The organism is uncultured Winogradskyella sp. (assembly GCF_947498005.1).
Classification (GTDB): Bacteria; Bacteroidota; Bacteroidia; order Flavobacteriales; family Flavobacteriaceae; genus Winogradskyella.
This window is the reverse complement of record NZ_CANMIW010000003.1, coordinates 308099-327030: the sequence shown is the minus strand read 5'-3', so window position 1 is coordinate 327030 and position 18932 is coordinate 308099. Positions and strand designations below refer to the sequence as shown.

20 protein-coding genes are annotated in these 18932 nt (G+C 30.6%); 12 read left to right on the top strand and 8 right to left on the bottom strand.

Going from position 1 to position 18932, the window contains the following annotated elements:
* Window positions 1-9 precede the first annotated feature (9 nt).
* The 7 genes from Q0891_RS07250 to Q0891_RS07220 all read right to left on the bottom strand — a co-directional run bounded on the left by Q0891_RS07250 (window position 10) and on the right by Q0891_RS07220 (window position 5585).
* A complete protein-coding gene (locus tag Q0891_RS07250) occupies window positions 10-351 on the bottom strand; it encodes a hypothetical protein (RefSeq protein WP_299100248.1) in 342 nt (113 codons plus the stop codon).
* Complete coding sequence (locus tag Q0891_RS07245; RefSeq protein WP_299100246.1) at window positions 348-842, bottom strand: DUF6787 family protein; 495 nt, start codon at window positions 840-842, stop codon at window positions 348-350. Before Q0891_RS07245 ends, Q0891_RS07250 begins: the two co-directional genes overlap by 4 nt.
* 49 nt (window positions 843-891) lie before the next feature.
* Entirely contained in the window at window positions 892-1329 is a 438-nt protein-coding gene (locus tag Q0891_RS07240; protein WP_299100244.1) for a DUF6146 family protein, read from the bottom strand.
* Between the two features lie 215 nt (window positions 1330-1544).
* Window positions 1545-2180 carry a DUF937 domain-containing protein gene (locus tag Q0891_RS07235; protein WP_299100241.1) on the bottom strand — a complete coding sequence of 212 codons (636 nt, stop codon included), beginning with the start codon at window positions 2178-2180 and terminating at the stop codon, window positions 1545-1547.
* A gap of 100 nt (window positions 2181-2280) precedes the next feature.
* On the bottom strand, window positions 2281-3231 hold the full coding sequence (locus tag Q0891_RS07230) for a D-2-hydroxyacid dehydrogenase (protein WP_299100239.1): 951 nt from the start codon (window positions 3229-3231) through the stop codon (window positions 2281-2283).
* Between the two features lie 100 nt (window positions 3232-3331).
* Window positions 3332-4393, bottom strand: a complete 1062-nt coding sequence (serC, locus tag Q0891_RS07225; protein ID WP_299100237.1) for a 3-phosphoserine/phosphohydroxythreonine transaminase — start codon at window positions 4391-4393, stop codon at window positions 3332-3334.
* Window positions 4394-4526: 133 nt separating this feature from the next.
* Window positions 4527-5585: an acyl-CoA reductase gene (locus Q0891_RS07220; RefSeq protein ID WP_299100235.1), complete on the bottom strand. Its 1059-nt coding sequence runs from the start codon at window positions 5583-5585 to the stop codon at window positions 4527-4529.
* 167 nt (window positions 5586-5752) lie between these two features.
* Between Q0891_RS07220 and Q0891_RS07215 the strand changes: the two genes are divergently transcribed.
* Window positions 5753-6106, top strand: a complete 354-nt coding sequence (locus tag Q0891_RS07215; protein ID WP_299100233.1) for a 4Fe-4S dicluster domain-containing protein — start codon at window positions 5753-5755, stop codon at window positions 6104-6106.
* A gap of 72 nt (window positions 6107-6178) precedes the next feature.
* Here the strand turns inward: Q0891_RS07215 and Q0891_RS07210 are convergent, their stop codons facing one another.
* Window positions 6179-7321, bottom strand: a complete 1143-nt coding sequence (locus tag Q0891_RS07210) for a carboxypeptidase-like regulatory domain-containing protein (RefSeq protein WP_299100230.1) — start codon at window positions 7319-7321, stop codon at window positions 6179-6181.
* Window positions 7322-7635: 314 nt separating this feature from the next.
* On the opposite strand from Q0891_RS07210, the gene Q0891_RS07205 reads away from it, so the two are divergent.
* The 11 genes from Q0891_RS07205 to Q0891_RS07155 all read left to right on the top strand — a co-directional run bounded on the left by Q0891_RS07205 (window position 7636) and on the right by Q0891_RS07155 (window position 18828).
* Window positions 7636-8145: a nuclear transport factor 2 family protein gene (locus tag Q0891_RS07205; protein WP_299100227.1), complete on the top strand. Its 510-nt coding sequence runs from the start codon at window positions 7636-7638 to the stop codon at window positions 8143-8145.
* A 353-nt stretch (window positions 8146-8498) separates the two neighbouring features.
* The gene (locus tag Q0891_RS07200; protein ID WP_299100225.1) at window positions 8499-8825 is read left to right on the top strand and encodes a hypothetical protein; all 327 of its coding nucleotides are present in this window, start codon (window positions 8499-8501) and stop codon (window positions 8823-8825) included.
* 163 nt (window positions 8826-8988) lie between these two features.
* Window positions 8989-9585: a SatD family protein gene (locus Q0891_RS07195; RefSeq protein ID WP_299100223.1), complete on the top strand. Its 597-nt coding sequence runs from the start codon at window positions 8989-8991 to the stop codon at window positions 9583-9585.
* A complete protein-coding gene (locus Q0891_RS07190; RefSeq protein ID WP_299100220.1) occupies window positions 9585-10301 on the top strand; it encodes a DUF3307 domain-containing protein in 717 nt (238 codons plus the stop codon). Before Q0891_RS07195 ends, Q0891_RS07190 begins: the two co-directional genes overlap by 1 nt.
* A gap of 58 nt (window positions 10302-10359) precedes the next feature.
* Complete coding sequence (locus tag Q0891_RS07185; protein WP_299100217.1) at window positions 10360-10731, top strand: hypothetical protein; 372 nt, start codon at window positions 10360-10362, stop codon at window positions 10729-10731.
* A 147-nt stretch (window positions 10732-10878) separates the two neighbouring features.
* Window positions 10879-11028, top strand: a complete 150-nt coding sequence (locus tag Q0891_RS07180; RefSeq protein WP_299100215.1) for a hypothetical protein — start codon at window positions 10879-10881, stop codon at window positions 11026-11028.
* A gap of 166 nt (window positions 11029-11194) precedes the next feature.
* Window positions 11195-12643 carry an MBOAT family O-acyltransferase gene (locus tag Q0891_RS07175; protein ID WP_299100213.1) on the top strand — a complete coding sequence of 483 codons (1449 nt, stop codon included), beginning with the start codon at window positions 11195-11197 and terminating at the stop codon, window positions 12641-12643.
* Between the two features lie 2 nt (window positions 12644-12645).
* Window positions 12646-13518, top strand: a complete 873-nt coding sequence (locus tag Q0891_RS07170; protein WP_299100211.1) for a hypothetical protein — start codon at window positions 12646-12648, stop codon at window positions 13516-13518.
* Window positions 13519-13696: 178 nt separating this feature from the next.
* A complete protein-coding gene (locus Q0891_RS07165; RefSeq protein ID WP_299100210.1) occupies window positions 13697-15640 on the top strand; it encodes an alpha/beta fold hydrolase in 1944 nt (647 codons plus the stop codon).
* Between the two features lie 153 nt (window positions 15641-15793).
* Window positions 15794-16492: a hypothetical protein gene (locus Q0891_RS07160; RefSeq protein ID WP_299100209.1), complete on the top strand. Its 699-nt coding sequence runs from the start codon at window positions 15794-15796 to the stop codon at window positions 16490-16492.
* The gene (locus tag Q0891_RS07155; protein ID WP_299100206.1) at window positions 16486-18828 is read left to right on the top strand and encodes a DEAD/DEAH box helicase; all 2343 of its coding nucleotides are present in this window, start codon (window positions 16486-16488) and stop codon (window positions 18826-18828) included. Before Q0891_RS07160 ends, Q0891_RS07155 begins: the two co-directional genes overlap by 7 nt.
* Window positions 18829-18932: the final 104 nt, after the last annotated feature.

Genomic DNA, 18932 nt, shown 5'->3' with positions numbered 1-18932 from the left:
ATTTCAAAGTTACACAGCTAGAGGAGGACCTCTTAGAAATCTATTTAATGGCTTATAATTCGTTGAAAAATTATAATATGAAGATAATTGTTGAGCGTTTGTCTTCTTTACATCTAGTTCAAAATTGTTGAATACTAAATATAAATTATTTGAGAGTTTAAATTTATAAAAATCACAATCAAAATCTGTTTCATGAAAATGTGTATTCGTAGAATCATCTTCATCACAGACGTTATGTGAATGATGCGTGAAAACATGATTAAATTTTACGGCAGAAGGCAACAATACAGCAAGCACTAGCAGAACCGCTAAGCTTTTAAATATTGATGATATTAGTGTTTTAAAATTCAATCTAAGAACCGTTTTAATCCAAATCTTCTGAGCATTTTCTTTTCAAATTCCCAGAAAAATTTGAATTGCCCAAATAACCATCCAAAGGTAACTAAAAGTATTTGATAAAAAATGAGCCCAATGATAATAAATAATACCAAATAAAGGATAGGGTTTAAGTTTTCTTTAGTAATTCCTAATAGCTTTATTATTGGTCTTCCAACTATCAATGAAGATGAGCCTGTTATGGCAAATACCATAAAAACACGAATCATTTCCCATTTATAATCTAGAATCCATTTTTTTTCAAGTTTCTTAAAAATGAAAAGGGTTAATTTCAATAAAAGGAAAAATAGGATAGAAGCGACAGCAATTATTAGAATTAAATGATTGTCCTTTAAAATTGAATTCGAAATTTTAAATGCAGAATATCCTAAACCAATTAAACCAAAAAAGGGAAACAACAACTGCCAATTGTGTTGTATTTCCCAATGTTTTTTAAATTTTTCCATAGCACTTTAATCGTGCCTCAAAATTAATAAATAAAGATGTATTATAAGTCTAAATTCGAGGACTAAAAGAAGAAAGTCTTTGTTTGTATTTTAATTGAAAGTAAACAAAGTAATTGTATAGCTTATAATTTACTTCATAGCCATAATCGGTTCTGGTGTCGTAATCAATTCGCAACTCGTATAGTGATGGATCAAAAGCACTAGGTTGTAAGTTGCGTTGGTTCCATGTTTGTACCATAAGTGCATTTCTAGTTTCTAGCCATTCTTGCGAATAATAGCCTTCTGGTCGTGCTGTAGTAAGTAACCACGTATTAAATCCAGGTTCTATAATAATAATTTCATAATCACTCTCGTCACTACTTATAGTTACGGTGTCACTCTGTACTAAGCTGTTTTCGTTCTCATTGTTAATAGTTTGGTTGTTGTTATAAGATTTACAACTAGCAATTAAAATAAGAATAATAATAAATGGAATTAACTTTTTCATACTTAAAGATATTAAAAAATGTTTGTGTTTTTGAGTTTTCACTTTGAATTAACACTACAAAGCAATAGAAAACTAAATGGTATAACAACCTATATTATGTGAACACTCCTTTTGAGTACGTTAACCTAGTTAATTTTAAAGTGTAATAATGCAATCAATAAAAAAGCAGCTCTTATAGTAAGAACTGCTTTGCTTTATATAAAAGGGAAGTTATTTTATTTTCCGAATAAACCACCTAAAAGACCACCAAGTCCTCCAGAGCTTTTGCTACCTCCTAAAACCATACCAGCTACATCATCAATAACGCTACCGTCACCATCTGCATCTAATATTTTTTCTAAGAAACTTTGTTCGTTAGCTGTATCGCTACCACCAAGTAAACCGCCTAATAAACCAGTAATTCCACTTTGTGAGCTTACATTGTTTTGGCTAGCTTGTTTTCCTAATACACCCATTAAAATAGGAGCAGCTACTTTTAAAATGTTACCAACTGCGCCAGAATCTAAACCAGCTTTTTGACCAATTACTTGCTCAACACCTTGTTGCTTGCTTCCTAATACATGGTTAAGAATTTTTGAACCATCGTTAGTTACTTCTTCATCAACACCACCACCAAATAAACCACCAAGGTTATCTAATATGCTTCCGTTATGTTTACCGCTTAATGCACCCATTAATCCTGCTGCACCTTCTGGTGTAGAAGCATTACGTTCCATTGCTTTCATAAGTACTGGTAAAGCCATAGTTAATACACTACTGGTTTTTCCTTGATCTGTTCCTGTTGATCCAGAAACACCGCTTATGATTGTTTTTCCTAAGTCACTGTTTAATAAGTCTAAAATTCCTGCCATTTTTTATTGAATTAATTTATGTTAAATATTGTTTGTTAAGGTACAAAAAAAGTCCCACAATTGTAGGACTCACTTTTTTTGCTTTGGTCACATTTTAATATTAACCTAGTATAGAAATGATCTGTTCAGCTAATTCAACACCAATTCTATCTTGCGCTTCATTTGTTGCTGCACCAGTATGTGGTGTAAGCGATAATGAAGAATTCATTAGTAATTGAATTTCTGGTTTTGGTTCTTTTTCAAAAACATCTAAAGCTGCTCTTGCTACTTTACCGCTTTCAATTGCCTTTACAAGTGCAATTTCATTAACAACACCACCACGTGCTGCATTTGCCATGATTACACCATCTTTCATTAGGTTAAATTCAGCTTCATCAATAACATAGTCTTTCTGAGCTGGTACGTGTAACGTTAAAAAGTCTGATTGTTTTAAAACCTCTTCCTTAGAAATTGTTTTTATTTCAAAATTTACTTTTTGTCCATCAAAGAAATCTAATTGCAAATCTGCTTTCTCTAAAAATGGATCAAAGGCTACAACTTTCATTCCTGCACCTAAAGCTACTTTTGCAGTTGCTTGACCAATACGACCAAAACCAAGAACACCTAAAGTTTTACCTTTTAATTCTGTTCCTTTTGCATAAGCTTTCTTTAAGCCTTTAAAATTGGCATCACCTTCTAATGGCATATCTCTATTAGAGTTATGTAAAAAACGTGCTAAACCATAAAAGTGACCAAATACCAATTCGGCAACTGAATGAGATGAAGCTGCTGGTGTGTTTATAACACTTAAGCCTTTTTCACGTGCATATTCTACATCAATATTATCCATACCAACACCACCACGACCAATAATTTTCAGGCTAGGGCAGTTGTCAATTAAATCTTTTCTTACTGTTGTTGCACTTCTTACTAATAATACAGAAACTTCATTTGTATTAATGTAGTTTTGTAATTGTTCTTGGGCAACTGTTGTTGTTATAACTTCGTAACCTGCAGCTTCTAAGGCATCTATACCACTTTGAGAAACTCCGTCGTTTGCTAATACTTTCATGTTTGTGTTTAAAAGTTTAAAAGTTTAAAAGTTTTTCAACTCAAAGACTTTAAATTATAATTATTTTTAAATCGTACTCCATAGAGTACTCCTTACTTTTTTAAGCTTTACTTTCTAAATCACTCATAATCTCTACAAGTGCTTTAACGCTATCTAAAGACAACGCATTGTACATTGATGCTCTGTAGCCACCAACACTTCTGTGTCCATTAATTCCGTTGATACCAGCTTCTAAACACATAGCATCAAATGTTTCTTTAAGGTTTTCGTTCTCTAATGTAAACGTTGCATTCATGTTAGAACGATCTTCTTTTACAGCATAACCTTTAAATAATGGGTTTAAATCAATTTCAGAATATATTAAGCTTGCTTTCTTTTCGTTGATTTCTTCAATAGCTTTAATACCACCTAAATCTTTTAACCATTGCATTGTTAACATAGATACATAAACGGCAAATACAGGAGGTGTATTAAACATACTACCTTTTCCTATATGAACTTTATAATCCATCATTGAAGGAATCTTACGAGACACCTTACCTAAAATATCTTCTTTAATAACAACTAAAGTTGTACCTGCAGGACCCATGTTTTTTTGAGCTCCAGCGTAGATTAAATCAAATTGAGAAAAATCTAACTGACGCGAAAATATATCACTACTCATATCACACACCATTGGTACAGGAGAGTTTGGAAAACTCTTCATTTGTGTTCCAAAGATGGTATTGTTAGACGTACAGTGAAAATAATCGTAATCTTCTGGGATATCGTATCCTTTTGGTATGTAGTTAAAGTTGGCGGCTTTAGATGATCCTACTTCGTAAATATCATCATATATTTTTGCTTCTTTTATAGATTTGTCTGCCCAAGTACCAGAGTTTAAGTAACCAGCTCTTTTTTCTAGTAGGTTTAATGCTACCATTAAAAATTGTGTGCTTGCGCCACCTTGTAAAAACAACGCTTTATAACCTTTTCCTTCTAAACCTAATAACTCTAAAGCTAAAGATCGAGCATTTTCCATGACATCAACAAATGGTTTGCTACGATGTGATATTTCTAAAAGGGATAAGCCTTCATCAAAGTTTAAAACTGCTGCTGCTGCTTGTTCCATTACCGATTTTGGCAATACACATGGACCTGCACTAAAATTGTGTTTTTTCATGAAAATTTTATTTTCATTTCCGTTCTATTAGACTTAATAATAGTCTAGACCAGAAATTTTATTAATTTTTTAAACCGTTACAAAGGTGCTAATTAAATGCTTAATTTATGTTATTAAATTGATAATTTTTATCTCATATTTCTAACAAAAATTCAACAGTATCTACATTATCCGCATAATCATTTAGCTTTGGATTCTGTGTGTCACCAAATTCTATTTCTCCATCCTTAAATGATTTAGCAACTACACATTGTATATGGTCTATATTATCTGCTATTTGTTGTTTTAAATCCTCAATAGAATCGTAATACTCATAAAACAGCGTAGCTATAGGAGATGCGTAGCTTTTATCTTCCTTTATCATCAGAAATCCGTTCTCTAACATATCAAACTCACTCATTAAATACACGGCTTTGTTGTAGTCGTAATTATTAGCGTATTTAGATTCATTTATTATGGGATGCCATTTATAAACGGCTTTAAATAGGGCTTGGAAATCATAACCTTTTGGTACAAAAAGTTTCGAAACGTTTCTGCAACCTAATCCATAATATCTAAAAATATCATCAGATAATAATTCTAAATCCTCAGATGTTTCATTACCTGTTAATACAGCCACTGAATTTCTGTTTTTTCTAATGATAGAAGGTTTGTTCTTAAAGTAGTACTCAAAATAGCGAGCAGTGTTATCGCTTCCTGTAGCAATTACAGCTTCAAAATCCTCAAGCTTTTCTTCAGTGAATTTTATTTTGCCTTTAAAATGAGGTTCAACTATCTCTAAATATTTAGCTAAAAATGGTAATAAATGTTTGTCGTTAGATGATTGTTTTACTAAAACATTATGGCCCGAAATAAGGACACATAAAAAATCATGAAACCCAACTAAAGGAATATTTCCTGCCATAATAATAGCAACGGTCTTTGGGTTTTCAATATTAAAGTTATACTTTTCTAACCATTCGCTAATGTTTTTGTTGGTCAATGCATTAGACCAATTTTTTAGCGTAAAAGTTATGTTGTTTTTTGTAAACCAGCCATTGGCTTCTTGAGCAAGTTTTATTTGGTGTTTAAAGCCATCAAAAAATAAATCATTTGCTTCAATATTATTATTTATAACGGCTTCGTTATTCTCAAATTGCTTTAAAAAAGCGCCTAATTTTATAAAAGCGTTAATTCTTTGTTGTAAATCCATATATGGTTTGGTTATACGATGTTTTGGCTTTATTTTTGCATTTGCAAAATTACGCAAACCAAATGAGCAAGAAAAAGTTTGTTGTGAAATATGGATTAAATTTTGCGAAATACATCTGACATTTTAATTAATTAACGCGCAGATTACTAAAGAAAAAGATAAAAACTATGGCAATTATAATCACTGACGAATGTATAAATTGTGGAGCATGTGAGCCAGAATGCCCAAATACAGCTATTTACGAAGGAGCCGATGATTGGCGTTATTCTGATGGTACAAGCTTAACCGGTAAAATTGTTTTACCAGATGGTAAAGAAGTTGATGCTGACGAAACACAAGAACCTATTGATGATGAAGTGTATTACATAGCACCAGATAAGTGTACAGAATGTATGGGCTTTCATGAAGAACCTCAATGTGCTGCTGTTTGTCCTGTGGATTGTTGTATTCCTGATGATGATAATGTAGAAACTGAAGAAGAGTTATTAGGTAAGCAACGTTTTATGCATCCTGAAGGTTAATTTCAAAACTAAGAAATAACTAAAAAACCCGAAGTCTAAGGCTTCGGGTTTTTTAATTTTATTTGGTATGTATTATTCCGATTTTAAGCTCGCTAATTCAAAAACTAAATATTGAATAGAACGCTCAACAGCTTCAGATTGTGTTGCACTATTTTTAGTATGAAAAGAGGAGTATAACACACCACCATTACCATGCGCAAACGTGTAGGCTAAATAGATATCTTCTTCAATACCGTCATTATACACCACAGGACCATATAACCAAGGCAACACAGTATTGTCGTCGTAAGATGCCACGGGTTGCCAGCTATTTAGAAACTGATCAATTGTAACGGTATTATCTGTAGTCGAAATATTAAAATTTAAGGTCATCCAATCTAATAAATCTTCGTTGAGTACTTCTGCAGTTGTAGATAATGACTGACCTGAACGATAAGGGTCTCTAAAAGAGATATAATCTGTTCCATAATTAGTAATGTCATATAAATAAACATAAGTGTAATCGGTAGCATAAAGCAAGCCACCATTGGCAACAAAATCTGTAAGATTACTAGTGAATTCTGTTTTGTATTCACTTAAGCCACAGTTTAAAAATATAATATCATAATTTGCTAATAATGCAGGCGATTCAATTAAACTTCCAAATCCAAAATCTACATTAGGTTCTAACTGTTCATTAGTAGTAGTTTTACTTAAGCTAGTATTAGTGTCGTGGCTGTGTCCTTGTTGAGAACTACTTGGTCTTCCTGCTAAATCATGTCCATCTATAATATCAAATAATGGTTCTCCTGTTACAGGATTTACAAGCCCAATATTATACAAAACAGTTTCTATATTATCGTAATCACCAGTAACTACAGCGATGTTTGGCAGATCTGTAATGGTAATAGTACTCAGGTCTATATCAAAAATATCATTGTCAGTATTTACAGTTGTACTAAGAGTTGTTGAGAAAAGTCCTCTTGAGATGATGACCTCATAATCTCCAGGTGATACACCAGTTAATGTAAAGTTACCTTCACTATCTGTAAGCGTTTCATTTATAAGGGTGTTGCCTTCGTATAATTTTACATTAGCCTTAGAAACAGCATCAGTGCCATTAGGCGCGACAAATTTTCCGCTGAGATTAAAATCTCCATCATTGTTTTCTTGTTTGTCTTTTGAGCACGAATAGGCTAGGAGCAGCACTAAGATAAAAGCGATTGATTTTTTCATTTTTGTGAGGTTTTAATGGATTAGTTATGTTGTAGACGCACAAAGATTCAAATGGTTGCGTTAGTCGTATCTATTTATATAACAGTTTAATACAGAAATTCCCTAGTTTGCCAGTTGCATTTTAAACTGCCGTCTGGTATTGCTCCTTCATTTTTTATGAAGACAACCATAGTATTTATTAAGAACTACGCTTAAATATAGTGTAATTATTTGATTATTAAAAAATTACGTAGTTATACGTATGCGTTCTTACAATTTTTAGCTGTATCTTTAACTCGCTATTAATCAATTAATTATGTATTATGATTTATAAAATGAAATTAGTGTTACTTGTGGTTGTTGGTGTTGCAATATTTGCTTGCAAGCAAACCAAAGAAAAAGCCGAAATTGTAGAGGTAGAGGAAGTAGATTTAATAAATGACGAGTTTCCAGAAGCAAAAAAAGAAATATTAGAAACCTGGAATGCTATAGAGCAAAGTCTGCGTGATGGTGATATGGATAAGTTAATTAGTTTTCATGCTTATGGACCAAAATTTACTGAGTTTAAAAATGGAGAACCTCGAAATGACAGCAAGGAGAATGAAGAATTTGAACGTAATACGTTTAGTCAGGTTACAGAGGTTATAAAATTTGATGCCAATGATATGCATATAGCTGTTTTTGGCGATGTGGCTAATGTGACAATGCATACTGATTTTCAATTAAAATTTGGAGAAAATCTTGTAGTAGTTAACGATCAGATGTCATTGTTATTTGCGAAAACAAATGCAGGTTGGAAAATTGTGAGCGAACATCATTCGCCATTACTAAAAAATGAAAGCTAAATTTTAGCCGTTTTGTTAGCCCTTATGTTTCATTGAAATCCTAAGTCTTTGACTTAGGATTTTTTTGTGATGTTTTAGGTGCTTCATTGATTTTATCTGTTCTGTTATTTACAAACGAAAAGTATATTGTAATCAAAGAGAATAGAAAGGGAGTAGGCAGTATCACGGAAAACGATCCTATGTTTAAGATTGTAACCTAAGTTAAATGATTGGCAAAATAAGCTATCATCTTATTAAATAAATGAAGTAATCGGTTTAAGAAGGCTTAACTTTGCGTCCAGAAATTAATGACATTAAAGCGTCTTAATTTTAGATTATAGAATAGATAATAATTATTAAGGTACAGCAATATAATGACACAAACAGAATTTTTAGAAAAACACGTTTTCACTGATTTAAAAAATGTAAATGATGGTTTCGATGGCGAAACGCATTATTTCTCTGAAACAGATTTTGAAACCGTACTCCAGCGCGTACAGCACTTTGGCATTGGTATCTATGGTATAGAACCTTGGTTAGATGGTAAAATGTACGACGTTTTAAGTCACGAAGAGTTTAAAAAGAAAGCAACAGATCCCAAATGGTACACCAGAGCATTTGCAACTTTTAAAAAACGACAAGAAGGTTTAGCGTATGCAGCAACTTATAAGGTGTCAAAAAAGCTTTTGGAGCGTGAATAGTTTTAAAAGTTTAGAAATATAAATCCTGAGTCTTTGGCTTAGGATTTTTTTATTCCACTTTTAATTATCTGTTACAAATCCGATAATTAAAAATATCGGTTATTAAGCCGATAAAGTTGTATATTGGCTAAAAAACCGATATATTTGTGTAAAACCAAGAAAAATGATTGCAGTAATCACAGGAGATATCATCAATTCTAGAGAGATAGATACAGAGCGTTGGTTAGCACCTCTAAAAAAAACGCTTAATTATTATGGCAAAGAATCTAATAGTTGGGAGATATTTAGAGGCGATAGTTTTCAGCTTTCAATAGCACCACAAAAAGCATTACTTGCAGCTATGCATATTAAAGCAACAATTAAACAACTAAAATCACAAGATGTTAGGATGGCCATTGGTATAGGTGAAGAAACCTATGCATCTAGCAAAATAACAGAATCTAATGGGTCTGCATATATAATGTCTGGTGATTGCTTTGAAGCCTTAAAAAAGCAAACCTTAGCCATAAAAACAACGGACCAAAATTTCAATGAATCTATTAATATTATGCTTAGTTTAGCATTGTTAACGGCAAATAACTGGAGTAGTACAGTGGCTAAAGTAATTACAACAACTTTAGAGCATTCCGATAAAAAACAAGAAGATTTAGCGCAACTCCTCAATAAATCTCAAAGTAGTATTAGTGAAGCTTTAAAAAGAGGAGGTTTTGAAGAAATAATGACTATGAACAATTTTTATAAAGCAAAAATCGCTCAATAATGATACTCTTATTTACTAAATTTTTAATCGCACATATCATTGGAGACTTTGTTTTACAGCCAAACAGTTGGGTAAAAGATAAAAAGGATAAAAAGCATAAATCAAAATACTTATACGTTCATGGTTTAGTTCATTTTGCAGCATTATTAGTACTGTTTCAATTCAATTGGTCGTTTTTACCCTATTTTATAATCATAGTTATTAGTCATTTGGTCATTGATATCATTAAAATAAATCTCGAGGCAAAAGCTAATACCAGATGGCTGTTTTTTGTAGATCAAATACTTCATATACTAATTATAGGTGCTGTCGTTTATTTTAAAGCGCCTTATAGCTTAGATATTGAAAAATTATATTCTAAAGAAGCCTTGTTATTACTGCTTGCATTGTTATTAATAACTTCTGTGTCCTCTATCATTATGAAAATGTTAATGGGAAAGTGGAGTTTAGAAGAAGATAATTCTGAGGACTCATTAGAAAGCGCAGGTAAATACATTGGTATTTTAGAACGTCTATTTGTGTTTAGTTTTATATTACTAAATCAGTGGAGTGCCATTGGGTTGCTTATTGCGGCAAAATCCGTATTTAGATTTGGCGATTTATCTAGAGCTAAAGACAGAAAGCTTACCGAATACATGCTTATAGGTACATTAATAAGCTTTGGTATGGCCATATTTATAGGCTTGTTGTATAAATATGTTATAACCTTAGTGTAAAATTCAATTATAAACAAACACCACAAATAGAGACAAACCAGTATAAATAATAAAATCTATGACCTACCAAGATGTATTTAATGAGTTCTGGGAACAAGTAAAAGAAAGCATAGAAGCTAAAACCTTTGCAAAATTAACCATGGCAAAAACCATTGGTAAACCGGAATTAAAAAACATTTTCTTAAGGCCAATCTATGCAGAAGACGACTTTAAAGTCATATTAAAGTATAGCTTTAGACCACGAGAAACCGAAGATATAGAAGAAGAAATGACTTTAGAAGACGCTTTGCCTATTGTAAAGCAGCATTTAAAATCCTCTTTTTTATCTGTGTTATTGTTTACAACAAAAAAAGATGTGGTTTTTAAAATGAATAAAAAAGGTGTTGGTAGTATTACCGAGAACTATCCTACTTTTAAAAATGTAACTTAACTATAGAAAAATATAAAATAGATTACGAAATGTTATATTGAATCCTGAGTCTTTGGCTTAGGATTTTTCTTGTTTATAACTGTTTATAAGTTTGATTTTTAAAATATTACGATTAATTTACTTTTGTTGAATAAAATAGACTGTAAAATGAATTTTGAAGAATTAAGAAAAAATGTGGATCCTGATTTAGAATACCATGTTTTGAAAACAACAATTGATCCTGAAAAAATGCTTAATTTAATAGGAAGGGAAAATTTGAAAATAACTATATCTGATGAATTGATTTTGACGATTTAACGAATAAATACTTTAAAAAGTTATGATAATTAAAATGACATTTATTTTTTCAAATTCTCTACATTTGCAAACGCAAATAGATGTTTAAACGGACTCACATTATAGTTTTGGATCTAATGAATTAACTATCAATTTAAAGATTAACAATAAAGCATAAAAGATAATAATGTTATTTAACTCAATAGACTTTGCTGTTTTCTTACCTATAGTTTTTATCCTATATTGGTTTGTATTTAATAAAAGTTTAAAACTTCAAAATTTTCTAATAGTTGCATCAAGTTATTTTTTTTACGGTTGGTGGGATTGGAGGTTTTTATTGTTGATTTTATTCAGTACAATTGTTGATTACACTATTGGCCAAAAACTTAATAAAGAAGAAAATCAAACTAAGAGAAAAATTTTACTTTGGACAAGTATTTTAGTGAACCTAGGGTTTTTAGGCTTTTTTAAATATTATAATTTCTTTCTTGAAAATTTCGTCACTGTCTTTTCGTTTTTTGGATCAAATATAAAAGCGAATTCTTTACATATTATTTTACCAGTAGGAATCAGCTTTTATACGTTTCAAACCTTGAGTTATACAATAGATGTTTATAAACGAAAATTAACACCTACAAAGGACTTTATTGCATTTTCATCCTTTGTTAGTTTTTTTCCACAATTGGTTGCAGGGCCAATAGAAAGAGCAACTCACTTACTACCTCAGTTTAATAGAAAGCGAAAATTTGAATATATAAAAGCTGTTGATGGATTACGCCAAATTCTTTGGGGTTTATTTAAGAAAATTGTCATTGCTGACAATTGTGCTGAATTTGCAAACCAGATATTTAATAATTCCGCTGATTTAAACGGAAGCACTTTAATCCTTGGCGCTATATTTTTTACGTTTCAAATTTATGGGGATTTTTCAGGTTATTCAGATATAGCTATTGGTACATCGCGACTATTTGGTTTTGACCTAATGCAGAACTTTAACTTCCCCTATTTTTCAAGGGATATGGCTGAGTTTTGGAGACGTTGGCATATATCCCTCTCAACTTGGTTTAGGGATTATTTATATATTCCTTTAGGAGGAAGTCGAGGTGGGACTTGGATGAAAGTTAGAAATACATTTATTATTTTTATAGTCAGCGGCTTTTGGCATGGAGCAAATTGGACATTTATTGCTTGGGGAGCTTTAAATACAATTTATTTTTTGCCATTACTTTTGTTAAATAAAAACAGAACATTTATTGATAGTATTGCCGAAGGTAAAAATTTCCCATCACTAAAGGAGTTGTTTAGTATGTTTATGACTTTCTCTCTAGTAGTTTTTGCATGGATATTTTTCAGAGCTGAGAACATTCATCACGCATTTGAAATTATTAGTAAAATATTTTCTACACAGGTTTTTGCTCTTCCATATTTTGTAAATGGTAGCTTAGCAATCCCGACGATAATTCTTATTGGAATTTTCGTATTAATTGAATGGGTTGGAAGAGAAGGTCAATTTGCAATACAAACAATTGGTTTTAAATGGGTAAAACCTTTAAGGTATATATTTTATTACGCTATCGTGATGGCGATACTCTGGTTTGGAGGTAGGGAACAAGAGTTTATTTATTTTCAATTCTAAGTATGAAAAAATTCATAAAAAGTTTAATAATTTTCTTAGCAATTCCATCCATATACTTTGGTGCAAATATGCTTATTAATAGATTTATTTATGTCAATGAAGAGTTGCCAATGACTTATAAAAATGTTCTCATAGCTGGAGATTCACATCCACAGTTAAGTATTAATGAGAATTATTTTAGCAACGCTCAAAATATTTCGCAAACTGCAGAGCCTTATGTTTTAACCTTTTGGAAACTTAAAAAAATATTGAATACTATCAAGCCGGATACTTTGATTCTTGGTTTTGCTCCACATAATATTTCTCAATTCAATGATTTTAAATTTACACGTCAACCATGGGTTAATGAAATGATGAAAAGAGCTTACCCTATAATTGAATTTGATACTCCTTTAATAGATTATTCGATTTATCGTCAAGTTTTGTGGAAACAAACTGCATTTTATCCAAAGCAGAATCATATCATATATTTATCAAAATTTTCAAATGAAAGTACGTCTACTAATTTTTCTAAATGGAAAAAAACAGTAAAAACGCACTATTTTGATGGTAGAAAAGAGTTGCAAGTTTCAGAGATTTCAAAAAATTACTTAGATTCAATTGTTGATTTGTGTCAAGTTAAAAATATATCATTAGTGCTTACAAGTCATCCTTTGCATAAAAAATATATAAATGAGATTCCAATTGACATTATGGAAGAATATTTAAGACTAAATATAAAGTACAGTAAAAGCCATATAGTTTTTGATAGAACAACAGATCACTACCCAGATTCGCTCTTTTTTAATATTGATCACTTAAATGGTGTTGGAGCAAAAAAGTTTACGAAGGAGTTAATTTCTCACTTAAATACAATAGCCAAAACTCAGAATTAGAAAAATATAAAATAGGTTACGAAATATAATATTAAATCCTAAGTCTTTGGCTTGGGATTTTTTTGTACAAAAAAGATGATGTACTGCGTATTGATATTCAACATCAATTAAAATAAGATTATAATCACTTGTTAATTAGAATGTTGTACATTTAAGTGAAAATCAAAAAACTAATATTATGAAAACAAAAATTTTAGGTTTATGCTTAGTTGTACTCCTGTTTTCTTGCAAAGACAATAAAACGGACAATGCAATGGTTAATCGCGAAATTAAGCAATATACTATTGAACAATTTATGGATAACGAAGCTGTAACAGGTGGAAGCTTTTCTGCAGATAATAGTAGTTTACTTTTATCTAGTAATCGTTCAGGAGTCTATAATGTTTACATTGTTCCTTCTACAGGAGGAGAATTGATTGCAATTACAACCTCTGATAGTACTTCGGTTTTTGCAGAATCTTATTTCCCAAATGACAATAGAATGTTGTTAAGTGCAGATGGTAATGGAGACGAAATAGATCATTTATTTGTAAGGGATTTAGAGGGAAACATCAAAGATATTACACCAGACAAAGGTGTGAAATCTAGTTTTTATGGCTGGTCAGATGATGATCAGTATTTATATATTGGTTCTAACAAAAGGAATCCGAAATATTTTGATGTGTACAAAATGTCTATTGATGATTTTACGTCTGAAATGATTTATCAAGATGATAGTGGGCTCAGTTTTTCAGGAATGTCAAGTGACGAAAATTATTTTGCACTTACTAAATCGATAAACACAAATGATAGCGACTTATTTCTTTATGATGTAAAAACTAAGGAAATGATTAAAATAAACGAAAATCAAAGTAAGAATTCATCTCAAGATTTCTCAAAAGATAATTCTAAGTTCTATTACACAACAGATGATGGTAACGAATTCTCCTATTTAATGTCTTATAATTTGGAAACTAAAGCGAAGAAAAAAGTTTTAGAAAAACCTTGGGATATCGTAGGAAGTGGTTTTACCTCCAAAGGAAAATATATGATTGTTTATGTGAACGAAGATGGTAAAAATGCCATTGAAGTCTTAGATTCTAAATCAATGAAACCTATTGATTTGCCAGATTTTGAAGATAAGAGCATTACAAGTGTTGGTTTCAGTGATGATGAAAAATGGATGCGTATGTATGTTGGTGGATCTAATTCGCCTTCAGATTTATACACCTATAATATTGAAACTAAAGAACAACATAAACTAACTAATGTTCTTAACGATGCTATAGATGTAGAAGATTTAGTAACCGCAAAAGTAATTCGTTATAAATCGTTTGATGGTGTTGAAATTCCTGCTATTTATTATTTACCACATCAAGCTTCAGTAGAAAACAAAGTGCCAGCAATGGTTTGGGTTCATGGTGGTCCTGGTGGACAGTCTCGTCAAGGGTTTAGTTCTCTTATTCAATATATGGTTAATCATGGTTATGCCGTTTTAGCAGTTAATAATCGTGGTAGTAGTGGTTACGGAAAAACATTTTTTAAAATGGATGATCGTAATCATGGAGAGAAAGATTTACAAGATTGTGTAGAAGGTAAAAACTGGTTAGCATCACAACCAGAAATTAATGGCGACAAAATAGGTATCATTGGTGGATCTTATGGTGGTTACATGACTATGGCTGCATTAACATATACTCCAGAAGAGTTTGATGTTGGCGTTAACCTATTTGGTGTGACCAATTGGATACGTACCATGAAGAGTATTCCGCCATATTGGGAATCATTTAGAGAGTCATTATACCTAGAATTAGGAGACCCTTTTTCTGCAGATTCTGTGAGGCTGAAACAAATTTCGCCTTTATTTCATACAGATAAAGTTACTAAACCATTAATTGTGTTACAAGGCGCTCAAGACCCAAGGGTGTTGCAGGTAGAAAGTGATGAAATTGTAGCTGGTGTTAGAAAAAACGGTGTTCCGGTAGAATATGTGTTGTTTGAAGATGAAGGGCATGGTTTTATTAAAAAGGAAAATCAAATAGAATCTTATAGTAGAATTTTAAAGTTTTTAGATAAACATCTTAAAAAAGAAAATGTGCCAATGGATGGTACAACGGAAAGTATTGAAATTGAAGCTAAATAACAATAGGTGCCAATTTTAATTAATATAGAAATCCTAAGTCTTTGGCTTGGGATTTTTCTTGTTAAATACGTAGTTCTACGTATAGATTTTATGTTTTGAAATCGGTAACTTCGCTTTTCATTTGAGACAAGGCATTGAAGCAAGGATATAGAGATGGAAATTAATAAAATTGACAATAAGTACCTAAATAAGTTACCAACTGGGAGTAGTTGTCAAATTAATTGTATCCATATAAAAATTAAAAACTTTAGACCAATTGTTGAAAAGTTTGAAGAACATATTTGTGATACAAGTTGGATAAACAATCTTGATGAAATTTCTCAAATAACTTTTAGAGCTACTTCAAAAAAAACTATTGATAAAATTGTAAATGAAATAATTGCTAAAATATCTTCAAATGTAAATACTGAAATTGGAGAATTTATTGTTTCGTACGCAGCTCAACAAGCTTTAGAAATTGAACATTCGCATAAATTAATACCATTAGCCGAATTACTCAAAGAAAAAATTACAGGAAACCCTGGTTTTGACTATCACTCTATAAGCTCTAATAGTTATTTAGTTTTTGGAGAGGCTAAGTTTAGTCTAGAAGGAACTCCAAGAGCCAAAGCCTTTAACCAAATAATTGATTTTATTGGAGACAGAGATAGCGCTGAATTACTATCATTACTTCCTTTTTTAGATTCAAAAACCAAACAAAATATCATAGAGAATAAAAAAGGATATTCAGCTGCTTTTTCACATAATAATGAAAACATAATTGATACACTTAATAATGCTCTTGATTCAGAACCAATAAAGGAGATTATTAAATATAATGAACTTTATCTAATCGCAGTTGAGCTATGTTAAGTGAAATAATATTCAACCAAGGTTTTGATGAAAATTTAATAAAAGAAATACTTTATGATTTTCATAAAAATGGTCCAACTGACAATAGCCATCTAGAAACTTTATCGTATTTGAAAAAATATAATGCCGAATCTTTTAAGAAATACGAATCTAAACTAATGTTTCTTATGGGTTTGTTTTACAAAACAGAAGAACCAAATTCATTCATAGAAGCAATATACAATGCATATGCTGAAACAATAATTTCAGACACAGGACACAAATTCACTCCTATACAAGCAGATGCGTATCTTTCAATAAAAAAATATACTAATTTTTCATTTTCAGCACCAACAAGTGCTGGTAAATCATTTTTATTTCAAGAATTAATTAAAGAAACTCAAGGAGATATCATTATCATATTGCCATCAAGAGCCTTAATTTCAGAGTATTTAATTAAAGTCAAAAAACTTGTATCAAAAGACACTTTAGTTCTGCAATTCATTGAAGTAGTAAATACAAAAAGAACTAAAAATAGAATTTATATTATAACACCTGAAAGAGGTGAAGAATTGTTTAAAAACATTCCAAAACTAAATGTTGAATTAATTTTACTAGATGAAGCCCAAATTTCGGAAGAAGGTATAAGAGGAATGAAATTTGATTCTCTAGTCAGAAGAATTGATAAAAAATTAAGCAATATAAAAAAGGTGTTTACTCATCCTTTTATACTTAATCCTGAAGCACAATTCCAAAAAAATAATATCACACAGAGTATTGATTCAGAAACATATAATCAAAAAACTGTTGGTAAAATTTTCATTGAACATTCAAAGGGTAGCTTTAAATATTTCTCACCATTTCAAGATGAAATGAAAGGAAAAAAAATTGAAAGTGATATTGTTAAAGAAACTATTAAAAATAATGGCACAGCACTAATATACATTTCAAAATCAAAAATATATAGTGGGAATTTTATTGAATCTTTTGCAGACTATATCGAATTATGTCCAATAATAACAGATAAAGAAAGTTTAAGCTATATTGAAAAAATAGAGTCCTTTTTTGGAACTAAAGATGATAGTGAAAAGAGTTCTATGCTTATCTACTTAATGAAAAGAGGTATCGTAATTCATCACGGTTCAATTCCTTTAAACGCAAGATTAATAATTGAAGATTTTGTAAATAGTCATCACGCTAAAATCTGTTTTTCAACTTCTACATTAATTCAAGGCATTAATATGCCATTTGATATAATTTGGATTAACAACTTTAATTTCAGAGGTAATGAAGACCAAAAGACCTTAAGTTTAAAAAATTTAATAGGGCGAGCTGGTAGAGTAACGCTTGAAGACAATCACTTTGATTATGGCTATGTCGTAGTAGAGAGCAAAAACAAAGGAACTTTTATAGATAGATTAAATACTGAATCATCATTATCACCATTATCAAATCTTGATAACCCGACAGACCCAAATAATGAAGACTTTATTGATATAGTAGATGCAATAAAAAATGACACTTTTAATTCTGATTTACAATTAACAGAAAGCCAAATATCACGAATAGAAAAAGCTGATTTAGATAAACAAATCTCTTTTATTTTAGACAACTTTTTAAACCAAGAATTAGAGCCTTTAACAGTAAAGGAATATTATGTATTAACTGACTATAAAAGAAGAAAAATAAAGAAAGCACTTCAAAATATCTATACAGCTCATTTAAGACGAACTGAACTCAGTGATGGTGAGAAAAGTGTCCTAAGTGCATCTATTCCTATTTTACTTTGGCAGATTCAAGGAAAGTCTTTCGCTGAAATAATTTCATTGAGACACGCATTTTTATCTGAGAAAGATTTTAGACGAAAGTTAAGACAAAAGTTGAAAAAAGAGGAAATTTCGATAAATGAATTTAAAAAGCAACTTTTTGAAAAAAAAGTAAGGTTTTCTTGTATAGCTGAAGCCCTTCCAAATAAAAGTTTTAAAAAACCAGTACCTTTATTCCGTAGAAACTCTAGTGTAACTGATATAGATTTTGATACAATAATTTATGACACTTATGATTATATTGACAAAGTTCTTTCCCTTTCTGTAAAAGACCCAATATCTAGTGCATTGATACTTTACTTTGAAAAAACAAATGATAAGAGGTCACTTATTTTAAGTAACTACATAAAATTTGGTACTAATGATGAAACAGAGATTTGGCTTTTGAAATATGGGTTTAGTTTTGAAGAAATAGAACTACTTATTGAACATATAGAAACTATTGATGAGACAGAGATAAAATTTAAAAAATCGATTAATGAATTTATTACTGAGCCAGATAATTACAAGTTAATCGAAAGATATATATAGTAATAATGTCTTTCAGTTAAAATTTCTTGATTTAGTAAAAATATAATTAAAAAGTAATTAATTATTCCTAAAACTTTTTAAATAACTATTCCACAAATAACTTA

What these genes read in the sequence shown, in the direction of transcription:
- Q0891_RS07245 (WP_299100246.1), bottom strand. Translation starts at nt 842, where the DNA reads ATGGAAAAATTTAAAAAACATTGGGAAATACAACACAATTGGCAGTTG.
- Q0891_RS07240 (WP_299100244.1), bottom strand. Translation starts at nt 1,329, where the DNA reads ATGAAAAAGTTAATTCCATTTATTATTATTCTTATTTTAATTGCTAGT.
- Q0891_RS07235 (WP_299100241.1), bottom strand. Translation starts at nt 2,180, where the DNA reads ATGGCAGGAATTTTAGACTTATTAAACAGTGACTTAGGAAAAACAATC.
- Q0891_RS07230 (WP_299100239.1), bottom strand. Translation starts at nt 3,231, where the DNA reads ATGAAAGTATTAGCAAACGACGGAGTTTCTCAAAGTGGTATAGATGCC.
- serC (WP_299100237.1), bottom strand. Translation starts at nt 4,393, where the DNA reads ATGAAAAAACACAATTTTAGTGCAGGTCCATGTGTATTGCCAAAATCG.
- Q0891_RS07220 (WP_299100235.1), bottom strand. Translation starts at nt 5,585, where the DNA reads ATGGATTTACAACAAAGAATTAACGCTTTTATAAAATTAGGCGCTTTT.
- Q0891_RS07215 (WP_299100233.1), top strand. Translation starts at nt 5,753, where the DNA reads ATGGCAATTATAATCACTGACGAATGTATAAATTGTGGAGCATGTGAG.
- Q0891_RS07210 (WP_299100230.1), bottom strand. Translation starts at nt 7,321, where the DNA reads ATGAAAAAATCAATCGCTTTTATCTTAGTGCTGCTCCTAGCCTATTCG.
- Q0891_RS07205 (WP_299100227.1), top strand. Translation starts at nt 7,636, where the DNA reads ATGAAATTAGTGTTACTTGTGGTTGTTGGTGTTGCAATATTTGCTTGC.
- Q0891_RS07200 (WP_299100225.1), top strand. Translation starts at nt 8,499, where the DNA reads ATGACACAAACAGAATTTTTAGAAAAACACGTTTTCACTGATTTAAAA.
- Q0891_RS07195 (WP_299100223.1), top strand. Translation starts at nt 8,989, where the DNA reads ATGATTGCAGTAATCACAGGAGATATCATCAATTCTAGAGAGATAGAT.
- Q0891_RS07190 (WP_299100220.1), top strand. Translation starts at nt 9,585, where the DNA reads ATGATACTCTTATTTACTAAATTTTTAATCGCACATATCATTGGAGAC.
- Q0891_RS07185 (WP_299100217.1), top strand. Translation starts at nt 10,360, where the DNA reads ATGACCTACCAAGATGTATTTAATGAGTTCTGGGAACAAGTAAAAGAA.
- Q0891_RS07180 (WP_299100215.1), top strand. Translation starts at nt 10,879, where the DNA reads ATGAATTTTGAAGAATTAAGAAAAAATGTGGATCCTGATTTAGAATAC.
- Q0891_RS07175 (WP_299100213.1), top strand. Translation starts at nt 11,195, where the DNA reads ATGTTATTTAACTCAATAGACTTTGCTGTTTTCTTACCTATAGTTTTT.
- Q0891_RS07170 (WP_299100211.1), top strand. Translation starts at nt 12,646, where the DNA reads ATGAAAAAATTCATAAAAAGTTTAATAATTTTCTTAGCAATTCCATCC.
- Q0891_RS07165 (WP_299100210.1), top strand. Translation starts at nt 13,697, where the DNA reads ATGAAAACAAAAATTTTAGGTTTATGCTTAGTTGTACTCCTGTTTTCT.
- Q0891_RS07160 (WP_299100209.1), top strand. Translation starts at nt 15,794, where the DNA reads ATGGAAATTAATAAAATTGACAATAAGTACCTAAATAAGTTACCAACT.
- Q0891_RS07155 (WP_299100206.1), top strand. Translation starts at nt 16,486, where the DNA reads ATGTTAAGTGAAATAATATTCAACCAAGGTTTTGATGAAAATTTAATA.